This is a genomic window from Pseudocitrobacter sp. 2023LY-00077, assembly GCF_055796175.1.
This window is the reverse complement of the sequence record NZ_JBSPEI010000016.1, coordinates 61,887-77,675: the sequence shown is the minus strand read 5'-3', so window position 1 is coordinate 77,675 and position 15,789 is coordinate 61,887. Positions and strand designations below refer to the sequence as shown.

Annotated in this window: 6 protein-coding genes; 3 read left to right on the top strand and 3 right to left on the bottom strand. The window is 54.5% G+C overall.

The features are described 5' to 3' along the window. Window positions 1-7 precede the first annotated feature (7 nt). Genes rbsD through deoC form a run of 3 tightly spaced genes read right to left on the bottom strand, consistent with a single transcriptional unit; the run spans window position 8 to window position 2,203 of the window. The gene (gene rbsD / locus ACWWFX_RS19440; RefSeq protein ID WP_473224527.1) at window positions 8-508 is read right to left on the bottom strand and encodes a D-ribose pyranase; all 501 of its coding nucleotides are present in this window, start codon (window positions 506-508) and stop codon (window positions 8-10) included. Window positions 509-513: 5 nt separating this feature from the next. Beyond that, window positions 514-1,443: a ribokinase gene (locus tag ACWWFX_RS19435; RefSeq protein ID WP_473224526.1), complete on the bottom strand. Its 930-nt coding sequence runs from the start codon at window positions 1,441-1,443 to the stop codon at window positions 514-516. A gap of 58 nt (window positions 1,444-1,501) precedes the next feature. After that, window positions 1,502-2,203: a deoxyribose-phosphate aldolase gene (deoC, locus tag ACWWFX_RS19430; RefSeq protein ID WP_473224525.1), complete on the bottom strand. Its 702-nt coding sequence runs from the start codon at window positions 2,201-2,203 to the stop codon at window positions 1,502-1,504. Between the two features lie 470 nt (window positions 2,204-2,673). Between deoC and ACWWFX_RS19425 the strand changes: the two genes are divergently transcribed. Genes ACWWFX_RS19425 through ACWWFX_RS19415 form a run of 3 tightly spaced genes read left to right on the top strand, consistent with a single transcriptional unit; the run spans window position 2,674 to window position 15,780 of the window. Then, window positions 2,674-4,344 (top strand): ShlB/FhaC/HecB family hemolysin secretion/activation protein, encoded by a 1,671-nt coding sequence (locus ACWWFX_RS19425; RefSeq protein WP_473224524.1) that lies wholly within the window; start codon window positions 2,674-2,676, stop codon window positions 4,342-4,344. 11 nt (window positions 4,345-4,355) lie between these two features. Then, entirely contained in the window at window positions 4,356-15,536 is an 11,181-nt protein-coding gene (locus ACWWFX_RS19420; RefSeq protein WP_473224552.1) for a hemagglutinin repeat-containing protein, read from the top strand. Then, window positions 15,523-15,780, top strand: a complete 258-nt coding sequence (locus ACWWFX_RS19415) for a hypothetical protein (protein ID WP_473224523.1) — start codon at window positions 15,523-15,525, stop codon at window positions 15,778-15,780. Before ACWWFX_RS19420 ends, ACWWFX_RS19415 begins: the two co-directional genes overlap by 14 nt. The last annotated feature ends 9 nt before the right edge of the window (window positions 15,781-15,789 follow it).

Here is a 15,789-nt window from a genome sequence, read left to right as displayed (position 1 = left end):
CCTCCAGTCAGTTCATACACGGTGTGGCGTTGTCGATAATGCGTTGACGTCGGGCGACGTAGGTGGGTAGCGGGGCGACTCCGGAGGCTTCGGTAAACCAGGCGAAAGGATCGGTGCTGGCGACAAGAGCAAAATTTGCCCACGGCTCAAACGAACCTGAGCGAATAATTAATTTGGCCCGATGGGCAATGTCGTCGCACAGCTTTTCATGGCTGGCGCAATGAAATTCTGCACCGGAGCCGGTATAGATCGTTTGTACATCCTGATAAAGCTGTGGGTGGCAATCACGGACTTCACTGGCGAACAGGACATCTTCAACAAAAATCTCCTTGTGCAGCACGCGCAGAATCTCACGCACATCGACCGTACCCGGCCAGATACCGAGATCGATACGATTCGCTCCGGCAGGAATGGGGAAGCCCGCATCGGTCACCAGTACAATGTCGGTATGGCCTAACGTGGCTAATGCCGCGGCAAGTTCAGGGTGTAATATTCTATCGGGGCGCATTATTTTTATTCCTTCATTGTTGTACTGGCGCGAATAAACGTATCGACATCAGTGCGGTATTTATAGGAAGGCACGGTTTCCCAGTCTGAACAGCAAAGGGCGGCTGTGGCATTGGCGAATAAGGCGGCTTCGCTCACCGGTCGGCCTTCGTCCAGCGCGACGGCAAGGGCTGCATTAAAGCTGTCTCCGGCGCCATTGCTGTCGATAACATCGACGGGACAGGGGGGAATAGTTTGCGTGGTATCACGAGAGAAAACAGCTGAACCCGCGTCGCCCAATGTCATCACGACATACTGACATCCGGTCTCCAGCAGGCGATCGGCCACTTCTCTATTGCTCAACGCATCGTCCGGCGCTAACCCCAGGGCAACGCGTGCTTCGGTTTCGTTCGGCGTCAGATAGTCAACGGCGCTTAGATCGAGCTCTCTTAAATCCCGTGCTGGCGCCGGGTTCAGAATAGTGGTTTTGCCTAGTGCTTTGGCCTTCTTCAGCCCGTAGAGTGCCGTTTTAAGCGGTATTTCAAGCTGCGCGAGGGCAACATTGCATTTTTTTAATTGATGTTCCGCGTTATCCACCAGGGCCGGGCTGAATAATTTATTGGCGCCCATATCCACAACAATAATATTCCGGGCGTCTCTGTCTTTAACAATTAAGCCTGCGCCGGTCGGCAATGCTGCCGTCACGGTGAGCGCGTCGATATTGATGCCTTCTTCCTGCATGAGTTCAATAAACTCATTACCGAACGTATCATTACCGACAACGCCGTTATAAATAACATCCGCACCGAGACGCGCCGCTTGCACGGCCATATCTGAACCTTTTCCTCCCCATGTCTGGCGAAAGTCATGCCCAATCAGCGTTTCACCGGCTAATGGAATCCGGTCGGCGGTCATCACCAGAGCCTTTGCGTAGCTGCCGAGAATAAATACACTCATCACATACTCCTTAAACTGTGCGGGGTGCAGTGCCGCTGTTGCCAGCGGCACCTTTTGTTTAATAGGCGTTGATGTCACCAACCAGACCATTAACCAGTTCAGGGCCAGAGCTGGTGCCCACCAGTTCTGCACCGGCTGCGAACATCTCTTGCATTTTTTCCAGGGTATTCACTTTACCGGATACTTTTACGCGGCACGGTGCCTGAATATTTGCTTTGAGAAGTTGTACATCTTCTACTGTTGCTGCACAGCCGCCTTTACCCCAACCGCTCGATTGTTTAACCCAGTCGATACCGGCTTCGTAGGCATAGCGTGTTGCTTTGATTTTCATGGCTTCTTCAGTAATAAAGCCAAACTCCAGCATTGCTTTGACTTTCATGCCCAGGTCGTGAGCAACATGCGTGACTTCTTTCAGTTCATTGAAATAGAGGTCATCGAGCCCGCCCAGCAGGAAACCTGGGTTCGGCGGAAAATCAAACTCATCCGCGCCTTCTTTCGCCAGTTCTCTTACCAGTGCAACTTTCATTGCCGTGGTGTCGTTCGCCTGAGGGAAATTGACGGTCGTGGCGACGCGAATATTGGTTCCTTTCAGAACATCCTTCGCAAGAGAGACCCAGCAAGGGGCAATCATCGCGGCATCAAACTGGTATTCCATGCAGATATTCAGATGCTGGATAAGTCCTTCGCGAGTCAGGTCCGGGTTAACGTTGGTAAACTGAATGGCTTTGGCTACCTGACGTGGGTCTTTAAAATCGATCATTGACTACTACTCCTGTTGGCTGAATAAACGTGTGTAATGATTTTTTAAACATGGGTTTACTCTAAGGTGATGTGCAGGAATGTGTGATAGGTAAGAGTCCCTGTAATATGGACAGAATTTTCAGATGGAGGGTTTTGTGAAACAGATCTCACTATGTCGTTCTTTCAGAGGCAGTTGTGTGAAACAGAAAGGCGACAGGCAGAGGTGAGGCAGAAAAATCGGATTAATTCTATTGTTTAGATTCACATTTCTTAACATTGAAGAATAAAAAAGAAACATTTATCCGATAAAAAATCGGCCATTCATCTCATTGATATATTGATATTTCTCAATTCCAGCAGAGTTTTTCTCCGGCTAGCTTAGCAAATACAAGCGCTTACATTTGTTGACATGATTTTACTTAAAGTGCAATGTCCATTCACACTGTGTGCTTTTTATAAAAATAACTTTGATAATCAGGGAAATGGTGGATGGCACTCTCTTCACAGCAATTTGCTGCCGCGCTCCTTTTGACGGGCGTAGCCTTCTCCGGCGCGGCAGCGCCTTTATCGCCTGCTGACAGGAACGCAGTTCAGCAACAACAACAGCAGCTTCTGGACCAGAGCCAGCAGCAACGTGATGAGCTTCAGCGCGCCACGCCGTTGCCGCGCGTCACGCCATCTGCAGAACCGGAGCAGGCAGGCGGCCCTTGCTTTACTCTCAACCAGATAACCCTTCAGGGAGTGACACTTCTCTCCCCCCGCGAGCAGCAAAAAATCATTCGTCCCTGGCAGGGGCGCTGCCTCAATATCGCGCAAATCACTCAACTGACGAATCAGATTTCCGACTGGTACATTCAGCGTGGCTATATCACCAGCCGTGCATACCTGACCGAGCAGGACCTCTCCGGTGGCGAGCTGCACATTGCTGTACTGGAAGGGCGATTACAGCAAATCCGCCTGGAAGGTGTGCCGGAACGGACGCTGAAAATGACCTTTCCCGGACTGGAAGGTAAGCCTCTGAACCTGCGCGATATAGAGCAGGGGATGGAGCAAATCAACCGCGTGCGGACTACACCGGTTCAGATTGAGATATTGCCGGGTGACCAGCCGGGCGAATCCATCGTTAATCTCACCGCCACGCCGGAATTTCCGCTTCAGGCTTCTGTCGGTTTCGATAACAGCGGGCAGAAAAGCACCGGCGTCGGGCAGATCACAGGTTCGTTGGTAGGTAACAATCTTCTGGGGCTGGCAGATAAATGGTTTGTCAGCGGCGGGCGCAGCAGCGCGTTTTCTCATTCGCGCGATGCGAAAAATCTTGCCGCAGGTGTCAGCATCCCCTACGGCTATGGGCTGTTTGATTACACCTACAGCTGGAACGACTACCTCAACGTCATTGATAACGCAGGCTACAACTGGCGATCCACGGGCGACACGGAAACGCACCGGGTGAATTATTCCCACGTGTTGTTTCGCAACGGCGACCTGAAAACCGGGGTCTCGCTTGGCCTGAATCATCGCGTTAACCGTAATTTCCTCGACGGCGTGAAGCTTGATAGCAGCAGCCAGGAGATGACCAGCCTGCTGTTCGGCCTTAATCACACGCAGAAAGTCTTCGGCGGCGTGGCGACCTTCAACCCGACCTTCAGCCGCGGTATGCCGTGGTTTGATGCCACTGATGACCATCAGTACCCCGACCAGCCTAAAGCGCAGTTTCGCAAGTGGAGCCTGAATGCCAGCTGGCAGCGCGGCCTTACCGATAACCTGTGGTGGCTTTCCAGCGTTTATGCCCAGTGGTCGCCGGACCGGCTCTACGGTAGCGAGCGCCTGAGCATCGGTGGTGAAAGTTCGGTACGCGGCTTTAAAGAGCAGTATATCTCTGGCGATAACGGTGGCTACTGGCGAAATGAAGTGAACTACACGCTTCTGACCCTCCCGGTGCTGGGACAAATTAGCGCGCTGGCCGCGCTCGACGGCGGCTGGCTGAAAAAAGACGCGCACCACCCGTATGCGGCGGGCACGCTGTGGGGCGCGGCGGTGGGGCTGTCCAGCGCCGGGCGCTGGTTCTCCAGCCAGTTCACCGTTGGTACGCCGCTGGCCTATCCGGGCTGGCTGGCGCCGGACCACATCAATATTTATTACCGTGTGACCGTAGCACTGTAAGGGGCAGGATGATGGCAAAGGACCGGGTTCATTTTTCGCAACGTATTCTGAGTGTATTGATGAGCAGTCTGCTGGCGACCCAGCCGATACTGCCTGCCATCGCGGCGACCATCACACCTTCTGGCGGTACGCAGATGGACAAAGCGGGGAATGGTGTGCCGGTGGTGAACATCGCCACGCCTAATACGTCCGGCATTTCGCACAACAAATACCAGGATTACAACGTCGGGAAAGAAGGGCTTATTCTGAATAACGCCACCGGAAAGCTGAATCAGACACAGCTTGGCGGCCTTATTCAGAATAACCCGAACCTGAAGGCCGGGCAGGAAGCGAAAGGCATTATCAACGAAGTGACCGGGACGAACCGCTCACAGTTGCAGGGCTACACCGAAGTTGCCGGGAAAGCCGCCAATGTCATTGTTGCCAACCCCTACGGCATCACCTGTAACGGCTGCGGATTTATCAATACGCCGAATGCCACACTGACCACCGGCAAACCGGTGCTGGATGCGAACGGTAAACTCCAGTCGCTCGATGTTACAAAAGGCAGCATCACCATTGAAGGACAGGGGCTGGACGGCAGCCAGAGCGATGCGGTGTCAATTATTGCGCGTGCCACGGAGATTAATGCCGCGCTGCATGCAAAAGATTTGAACGTAACGGCCGGGGCTAATCGCGTCGGCGCTGACGGCAGCGTGACGGGGCTGAAAGGGGAGGGGGCCACGCCGAAGGTGGCGATTGATACCGGGGCGCTGGGCGGGATGTACGCAAATCGCATTCATCTGGTCTCCGGCGAGAAAGGCGTCGGGGTCAACGTCGGTAATCTGAATGCCCGCCAGGGGGATATCACTCTTAATAGTGCCGGGCAACTGGTGGTCAAAAACAGCCTCGCCAGCGGCAACACCACGGTAACGGGTACGGAAATTACGTTAAGCGGCGAGCATAAAGCGGGCGGTAATATGACCGCCCACGGTCAGACAGGGCTGACCCTCGATAACACACAACTTGCTGCCGATAAAAATCTGCAGCTCACGACAGACGGTAAGCTGACGCAAAACGGCGGTTCGCTGACCGCGGGCGTGGACGCCTCGCTCACGGCGAACAGGCTCTCCCAGCGTGCCGATGCGCAGGCGGGTGCCGGGCGAAATTTGACCATCAGCAGCACCGAAAACGCCGAGCTCAGCGGTAAAAACGTGGCAAAACAGGATGCCACGGTGAACGCGAAAACGCTGACGACCGGTATACAACTGACCGCTGCACGCCATCTTTCCCTGAATGCGTCACAAAAGGCCACACTGAACGGTTCCGTGGCGGCGGGCCAGCAGCTTACGGTGAAAGTCGGTGCGCTGACGCAGAGCGGCAGCCTGAGCGCGGCGGATATCACCCTCAGTGGTCAGGCACTTAACCAGGCGAACGGCAGCCAGACCAGTGCCACGGGGAATATTGCCATCACCACAACGGGGGCTGCCACGCTTAAAGGCAGTGCCGTTGCCGGGAAATCCCTCTCCGTCAACAGCGCCAGCCTGGATAACGGTGCAACGCTTGCTGCCGGTACGAAGGCCAGCGTCAAAACAGGCACACTGGTGAACAGCGGCACGGTTCAGGGCAACAGTCTGGACATTACAGGGACGGATATGACCAGTTCAGGCAGCCTGAAGAGTGCCTCCACGCTGGATATCCACGCCCGTAATGCCACGCTTTCCGGTGATAACGGTGCAACAGGCAAAACGACGGTCACCCTGTCCGGGCAGCTTGATAACCGGGGGCGCTTAATCAGCGACAGCGAGCTGATGCTCAGTGCCGGGCAGATAGCGAACAGCGGCACGCTGTCCGGGGGGCAGGGGCTTGGCGTCTCGACAGATATTTATACCGCCACCGCAGCCTCCGTGCTCCACAGTGAGGGAGCTTTGTCGCTTTCTGCGCGCGAGGCGACGCTTGCCGGGGAAACCAGCGCCAGCGGCAGTCTTACCGTCAACGGGAATCGCCTGAAAACCCTTGCGACTGCACAGACGCAGGGTGAGAGCGTCAACGTGGACGTACTGAGTGCACAGCTTTACGGCACACAGGTGGCTCGCGGCGCACTCACGCTTAAGGTCAGCGACAGCCTTATCCACAGCGGTAAAACATCGGCGACTACATTTAAGGCGGATGGTACCCGCCTGACTAACAGCGGCACACTGCTGGCGTCTGATGTCGACCTGAATGCGCAAAGCATGGTCAACACCGGAACACTCGAGGGACGTAACGCATTCACTCTGCAAACAGAGACACTGGATAACCAGTCCGGTGCGACGATCGTTGCACCGAAGACGACGATCAACGGCGAGCGCCTGCTCAGCGCGGGGATGATCCAGGGCACAACCCTGAATGTCAGTGCCGGGCAGCAGTTGAATAACAGCGGTGTGCTGTCCGCGCCACAACTGACAGTGCGCGGCCCTGAAATGCTGAACAGCGGGGTGATGAAGGGTGATGATGTTGCTCTTTACGCGGGCAATCTGACCAGTAACGGCTCGCTGAGCAGCAACGGCGCACTGATTATCACCGCCGATAACGTTACCCAGAAGGGTAAAATCGGAGCGAAAGGCGATACGCAACTGATTGTCAGCAATACGTTTACCAACACGGGAGAGCTGGTCAGTGACAGTGGCATGACTGTCACGGCGGGTAACATTCATCAGAATGGTACGCTAACCGGAGCAAAAAACCTCTCCATTCACGCTTCAGATGTGACAACCGAAGCAGGCAGCCTGACGCAAAGCGCGGGCGCAATCCGGGTGAATGCCGATGCTATCACCCTGGCCGGGGAAATCTGGGCTGGCGGAGATCTGGCGTTTACGGGCAACACGCTGAACACTCTCGACGGAGCATTGACGCAAAGCGACGGTTCTCTCCTGCTGAGCGCAGAGCAGGCCAGCCTTGCCGGCACACAGATTGCGGCGAAAAATCTTAATGCGAACATCACGAACGCGCTGCATCACAGCGGTAAAAGTCGTGGTGCGAACGCCACGATAGATGCCACTACCTTAAACAACAGCGGCACACTTCTCGCTGATGCGCTCTCACTGACGGCGAATACGCTGGACAACAGCGGCGCGCTGGCGGGTACCGATACGCTGAAGCTGAATACTTCCGCACTGACGAACCAGGCCAGTGGCTCGGTTTACAGCGCTGGTGACTTAACGCTCAACAATCCACAGATTACCAATAAGGGTGTGCTCACCAGCGATAAGACGCTGGCGCTGAACACCACCACGCTGGATAACGGCGGGCAGATTGCCGCTGACAGTCTGACGGTGAAAAGCACGACATTATCCGGCAACGGCTTATTACAGGGGGCAACAGGGCTGAGTGTCGCGGGTGACACGCTCAGTCAGGGGCAGGGCGCGCGCTGGTTAAGTGCAGGTAATGTGGATATCTCTGCCGGGAAACTCCTCAGCGAAGGCACCACTCAGGGACAGAATATTGCGCTGACTGCGACGGAATGGACGCATAAAGGTTCATTACTGGCGCAGGGGCAGCTCAGGGCAACGCTCGCAGGCCTGCTCAGCAACAGCGGGGAACTGTTAAGCCAGAGCATGCTGACGCTCACCAGCGATACATTCAAAAACAGCGGCAGCGTGCTGGCTGTGGGTCAGATGCTGCTTTCAGGAAACGTGCTGAATAACAGCGGTGCATTACAGGGCGATACCCTGACGCTGGAACAGAACAGTATTGATAACACGGGCACCATGATTGGCCTGAAATCGCTGACGCTGCACGATAAAGGTGTGCTTAACAATAGCGGGAAACTGCTCAGCCAGGGCGCGCTTACCTCCACGGCCACGGATGTCATCAACAGCGGTAGCTGGCAGGCCGATACGGTAACGCTGACCGGCAACTCGCTGAATAACACCGGCGTACTGCAGAGCGCCGACAGCCTGCAACTGACTCTCGAACAATCGCTCACCGGTGCGCAGAACAGCAAAATAACCGCACTGGGCGAGATGACGCTGGATGCTGCTACGCTGGATAACGCGGGATTATGGAGCGCCAGCACCTTCACGTTATCGGGTGATTCGCTTAAAAACAGCGGTGAAATCAGCGGTGTGAACGGGCTGGGTATTGACCTGACAGGCACACTGACGCAACAGGGTAAATTACTGACAGGCGGCTCGCTGAATATCGGAACGACGGCGCTGACGAACAGTGGGCAGATTCAGGGTAATCAAAGTACCGTTAAAGCAAAAACGCTGGAAAACAGCGGGCGCCTTCAGGGGAATACCCTGACGCTTGCGCTAATCCAGGCGCTCACAAACCAGGCAAACGGCACAATCCTCAGCCAGAAAACGCTCAATGTGACGGCACCGCAGTTGATAAACGATGGCGTCATGCAGGGTAACGGCATCACGACACTGACCGCTAATCAGAAAACGGTGAATAACGGCAGGCTGCTTTCCGGCAGCGATCTTACGCTCACCACGCCGGATTACAGCGGGCAGGGAACGTTACAGGCAACAAACCTGCTGCTGAATGTCGCGAGCTTCGCCAACGCGGGCACAACGGTTGCCAGTGGGACTGCCACGCTGACAGGTTCCCGCCTGACCAACAGCGGCCTTTTCCAGGCTGAGATGCTGAACATTAATGTTCCGACACTCGACAACAGCGGCACGCTGCTGGGTAAAAATACGCTGGCGGTGAAATCCACCTCGGTGACGCAGGAGAGCGGCAAGCTCTACAGCGGCGGCGATCTGCGGATAAACGCCACGGCACTGACGGGCGTGGGTGACCTGGTGGCGATGGGCAATCTTACTGCCACACTGATTAATGCTTTTAGCTCGCAGGGGGGGGTGGCTGCCGGGCAACAACTGACGCTGACAAGTCAGGGTGATATCACCAACAACCATATTCTTCAGGGCAATGGCCTGACACTGAACGCGGGTGGGCGTTTAGTAAACAACGGATCATTGACGGCGGGTTCGGGTAAATCAACGCTCAGTGGCCGCCAGATCCTGCTGGATACACGAGGCTCATTACAGGCTGGCGGTGATGTCGCCCTCGACAGCGCGGGCGATATCACGCTTAACGGCTTCACCGGGACAGCGGGTTCGCTGACGCTTAACACCGCCGGAACGTTGCTCAACGCGGCGCTGCTCTACGCCGGGCAGAATATGAAGTTGTTCGCAAATCGTATTCATAATCAGGCGGGCGATATCCTGGCAGGCGACAGCCTGTGGATGCAGAAAGATGCCAGCGGTGCGGCGAATCAGGAAGTGGTCAATACCTCCGGCACGATTGAGACGCAGCGTGGGGATATTACGATTAATACCGGGAGTTTGTTGAATACACGCGAAGGGCTGGAAACGAAAGAGACGCATATTGATGGAAATTCGACAATTTCCGGGATGGGTGACGCAACAATATATGTCGACGTTGGCCAACTGGCGGAGGGTAGCTACGGGATCTTAAAAAAACGTATCGATCAGGATCTTGGTCCTTGCGGCACTCATAGCGCCTGCAATCATATTCATTATAACCAGTACTATTACGCAGGGTTTGAAAGTACGCCAGAACAGAAATTTCTGTCAGGACAGACAAAGCTCGAAGTTACCAGCACTGGGGGGATTGCTACTATATCTTCCGGTAGGAATCTAACAATAAATGCAAACACCCTTGTTAATAATGCAAGTAATCTTCTTGCTAATCAGGACATTTATCTTACAGGGGAGTCATTAACCAACCAGAGCTGGCAATCCGGTACAACAACCGACTGGCTTGTTTATACCTATAATCCGGAGTTTATAGGGTATGCAACAGATACCCTTGATGCGTTACCCGTAAAAGGCTCTACCGATGATTCAGGTGTTTCCAATCGCTTGCCTGATAATGAGCGGCTGCTAAGTTTCAATCTGAAAGGGCATGAAACGGAAGAGGCTGATGGGGAAATGTTTAGGGCCTCTATCATGGCAGGGGGCAAAGCGACCGCAACCTTCAGTCATGAGATTGGGAATAGTAGTACGACATCAAATGCAGGCAAAATTGCCAACACCCTGACTGCACCGTCTCTTAATACCCCCTCCTTGCAACAAATTGGTGGTGGTACAAATTTGCAGGCGCTGGCGAATGCACATTCCACTGATCTTGCTCATCCGGACTGGCAGGATATTGACAATAATGCCCTTCAGGAGATGAATGCTCAGACGCTGGGTCTCTCACAAAACCAAAAACCGACGGCATCCATTACTGGCGATAGCGTTTCGTCACTGGTCCAAAGCGGTCTCGATTCCGGCCTCTATCCACTCCCTTCAGGGAATAATGGTTACTTTGTCCCTGCCAGCGATCCGGATAGCCCTTATCTGATTACGGTTAACCCAAAACTGGATGGACTGGGTCAACTGAATACGACGTACTTTAACGATTTGTACAGCCTGCTTGGCGTCAAACCCGGCACGGCTCCACGAGAAACCAACCCAACCTGGACCGACCAGAATCAGTTCCTGGGCTCGTCGTATTTCCTCGACAGGCTGAACCTCAACGCCGACAACGATTACCGCTTCCTTGGCGATGCGGCCTTTGATACCCGCTATGCCAGCAACTATGTATTGAACCAGACCGGTAGCCGCTATATCAACGGCACTGGCACCGATCTCGATCAGATGCGCTATCTGATCGACAGTGCAGCGGAACAGCAAAAATCACTGGGATTACAGTTTGGTGTGGCCCTGACCGAAGCACAGGTCGCGTCACTGGATAAAAGTCTTATCTGGTGGGAAAGCGCCACCGTTAACGGCCAGACGGTGATGGTGCCGAAAGTGTATCTATCACCGAAGGATGTCACGATCCACAACGGCAGTGTAATCAGTGGTAACAACGTCCAGCTAACCAGCAATACCATTACCAACAGTGGCAGCACGCTGACGGCACAAAACGGCCTGACGCTCGACAGCAGCAACAGCATCAGCAACCTGAATGCGGGGCTGGTCAGTGCGGGCGGTGGGCTGAATTTGAGCGCACTCGGCGATATTAATAATGTCGGCTCCACCATCCGCGGGAAAACCGTGCAACTGGAGAGCGTCGGCAGCATTAATAATATTACCCAGGCGCAACAGTGGGATATCAACGCCACTTCACGCAACGGGAATATAACAATAAGCGGGACGGATGTCGGCCAGACGGCAACTCTCTCCGCCACGGATTCTCTCGCACTGAGGGCCGGACAGGATATCAGTGTCACCGGGGCGGCGGTACAGTCCGGTGGCACGCTGACCATGGCGGCGGGTAATGATATTACCGTTAGCGCCAATCAGGTGAGTGAAGGATACAGCCAGTCAGGTTTTCGTCGGGTAACAGCGACGAGCAATTCTGCGGTGACGAATCAGGGCAGTACGATTACGGTGGGCAGCAACCTGGCCATTCAGGCCGGTAACGATCTGAACGTGACCGCCAGTAACGTTGATGCGGGCGGCAGCGCCCTGTTAACAGCGGGCCACGACCTGAACCTGAATGCTGCGGCGAACAGCGGCAACACGCAGAACGGTAGCAGTGAAACGCATCGTTCAGGTGTTGACAGCACGACGCTCAGCGCAGGCGATAACCTGACGCTGGCGGCAGGGCAGGATATCACCAGCCAGGCGGCAGGCATGGCGGCAGAAAATGACGTCACCCTGCAGGCGGGTCGTGATGTGAACCTGCAGGCCGAAGCCTCTGTCAGCGGCAGCAGTTCGCATGAGAAGAAAAAAACCGTCATCGATGAGTCAGTACGCCAGCAGGGTACAGAAATTGCCAGCGGCGGCGACACCACCATCGTTGCCGGGCAGGACGTGAACGCCCAGGCGGCGCAGGTCACCGCGCAGGGTGACATCGGTATTGGCGCAGGTCGGGATATTAACCTGACCACCGCAACAGAAAGCGATTATCACTACTACGAGCAGACCAAAACCAAAAAAGGGTTCCTCAGCAAAAAGACCACGCATACTATCGAGGAAGACAGCGCTACCCGTGAAGCAGGAACCTTGCTGAGCGGTAATAACGTCACCGCGCAGGCCGGGAATAACCTGCTGGTGAAAGGCTCAAATGTGGTCGGCGACAGCGACGTGTCGCTGCACGGCGGGAACAATGTTGATATTCTGGCAGCCACCAACAGCGATACATCGTGGCGCTTTAAAGAGACCAAAAAGAGCGGCCTGATGGGCTCTGGCGGAATCGGTTTTACCATCGGCAGCAACAAGACCACGCACGACCTGCGTGAACAGGGTACCACCCAGAGTCAGAGCTTCAGTACCGTAGGCTCGACGGGCGGTAGCGTGGAAATTTCTGCCGGAAATCAGGCGCACATCAGCGGCGCGGATTTAATCGCCGGGAAAAACCTCTCGCTCAGCGGCGACAGTGTGGTGATTGACCCGGGTCATGACAAACGCACCCGCGACGAGAAATTTGAGCAAAAATCAAGCGGCCTGACGGTGGCGCTCTCCGGCGCGGTGGGCGGGGCGATTAACAATGCGGTCAGCGCGGCGAAAGAGGCGAAAAATGAGAGTGACAGCCGCCTGGCAGCGTTGCAGACCACCAAAGCAGCGTTGTCAGGATATCAGGCCAGCCAGGGTTACGAACAGGCTCAGGCTTCTGCTGACCCGAATAACGGTGTTGGTATCAGTATTTCTCTGAATTCTCAGAAATCGAAATCGCAGCAGCACCAGGAAAGCGATGCTGTTACAGGCAGTACGCTGAATGCCGGAAACGACCTCTCTGTTATCGCAACGGGTAAAAAAGGTGGCATCAACAGCGGTGATATCCTTATCGGCGGCAGTCAGCTCAAGGCGGGTGGCAATACCCAGCTCAGCGCGCAAAACGATATTCTGTTAAGCGGTGCAGCGAATACCCAGAAAACCACGGGCAGCAACAGCAGCAGCGGCGGCGGTGTGGGCGTCAGCTTTGGTGTCGGTAATGGCAGCGCGGGTCTGAGCGTATTTGCCAGTGTCAATGGCGCGAAAGGTAATGAAAAAGGCGATGGCACTGAGTGGACGGAAACTACTGTCGACAGCGGTGGCACCACGACGCTGAGTAGCGGACGTGACACGACGCTTACCGGGGCACAAGTCAGCGGCAACACCATCGTTGCTGATGTGGGGCGCAACCTGTGGCTCAGCAGTTTGCAGGACAGCAACAACTACCATTCAAAACAGGAAAGTTTTGGGGCCGGGGGCAGCTTCACCTTTGGTTCGATGACTGGCTCCGGCTACATCAACGCCAGTCAGGACAAGATAAAGAGCACCTATGACTCGGTGCAGGAGCAGACCGGGCTGTATGCGGGTAAAGGCGGCTATGACGTCACGGTGGGCAATCATACCCAGCTTGACGGGGCGGTGATTGCGTCCACTGCGACAGCGGATAAAAACAGCCTGGATACAGGCACACTGGGCTTTAGTGATATTCACAATGAAGCCGATTATAAGGTCAGCCACAGCGGAATAAGCGTTAGCGGCGGGAATGGCGTGGGGGCCGGGACGTTCAGCCAGCAGGCTGCGATGAATGGTATCAGTAATGCCACTTCGACCCTGCTTGCCGGGTTGAACGGTAAAGGACATGCCGCAGGTACCACCCAGGCGGCGGTCAGCGAAGGGAATATCACTGTCCGTGACGGAGAGAAACAACAGCAGGCCATCGCAGCGCTCAGCCGTGATACGGAGCATGCCAACGACAGCATCAGCCCGATATTCGATAAGGAGAAAGAGCAGAAACGCCTGCAGGCCGCACAACTGGCCGGGGAACTCAGTGGTCAGATTGCGGAGATAGTTCGCACTGAGGGGGATATCAAAGGGCTGAAAGCCGCAGAAAAAGACAATCCACTTCCTGAAAATGCGACAGAGCAGCAACGCCAGGACTGGCTTAAAGCTTTGCGTACCAGTGACAAATATCAGGAAACGATGAAGCTGTACGGTACCGGAAGCACCTTACAGATGGCGGCGCAGTCGGTCTCTGGCGTGGTTGCAGGGCTGGCGGTTGGAAATCTGAAACAGGCGATAGCGGACGGCATGTCTCCGGCGATGGCGCAGCTTATAAAAGCGGGCACCACGGATGCAAATGGCAAGGTCAATGAAGCCGCTAATACGCTGGCACACGCGCTGTGGGGCGGGATTGCCGCAGAGGTTGCAGGTGGTAATGCAGCGGCGGGTGCAGCAGGCGCGGCAAGTGGTGAACTGGCGGCCCGCTATATCGCGAAGAACTACTACGGTGCGGATACACAGGAAAAAGTAGATGCGCTGACTGAATCAGACCGCCAGATGCTGAGCATGCTGGGAACGATAGCGGCAGGTATAGCGGGCGGAGTGGTGGCTGACAATCAGGCGGGAACCACGACGGCAGCGAAAGCAGGGAAGAATGCGGTTGAGAATAATTTCCTCGGAGCGACATCTTCAGACAAGCTTGATAAAGCTGTTGAGAAAATTAAGAACGGCGATAAGTCATTAGCGACAGCCAATGAGCTTATTAAGCTGGAAAATGCCGATAAACGTGGCGATGCGCTGGTATCCAAATTCACCAAAGACCCTTCACAGATGACCAGTACGGAACGAGCTGAACTGGCCGGGTATCTGCGTGTTTATGCTTCTGAAATGGAAAATGCCTACGGGCCAGCGGTAGCACAGCAACTGGTTACAGGTCTGCTCTCTGGCCAGGATTACATGAAACGAGCTCCTGACTCCGAAGCTATGTCCAAGGCCCAGAGCATCATGAATACCTGGGGCTATCATAAGTCGAATGCCAGTATTGGCGATGCGCCACTGATGTTTGGTGGTAATGTACTGGGCCTTACTGTGAAAGGTATGGCGGCTAATGCGGCAATCGGGGTGGGCGTTAATACAGTCTCTCAGTTGTCTGGAAAAGAACCTTTCAGTTATGTCGATGCAATAATGGCTGGGCTAACATCAGCAGCGACAACAGGAAAAAGTATTGGGGCATCTGCTGCAATAAATATGGCAGGAGCTGCTATAGGCAGTGGAATCAAAGGGGAAAATCCAACTAATTCGGTTATTGGGGCTGGACTAGGTTCCGTTGTTGGGAGTAAAGCGGAAAAATATATTACAGGAGGGTTATCGACAGCAGTTAAAGAGGGGACGGCTGAGGCGGTTGGAGCTGTTGGTGGTTCCACTGCAAGTGAAATGGTCAGCGATGCTGCAAAAAATGCTCTTGATAAAGCGGAGTATAAAGATGAAAAGAAATAAAGTATATGAGCTTGTTACCCTAATTTACCGCTGCATTTTTGTGTTTTTTGTAATTTGTTTTATGGCAAGTGCTTTGGGCGCGTTGCTGGTTTATTTCAAAATCGGTTATTTTGAACTCAACTGGAAAGAAACTATCCTGCTCTCGCTGAAAAAAGGGGGAGTTGTCGGCTCAGCTCTTGGTCTAGGGCTATGGATAAAAGCGAGGATACAAGAACGTAAGAGCGCTAAAAAGCTAAATCAGTAAGCAGGCGAA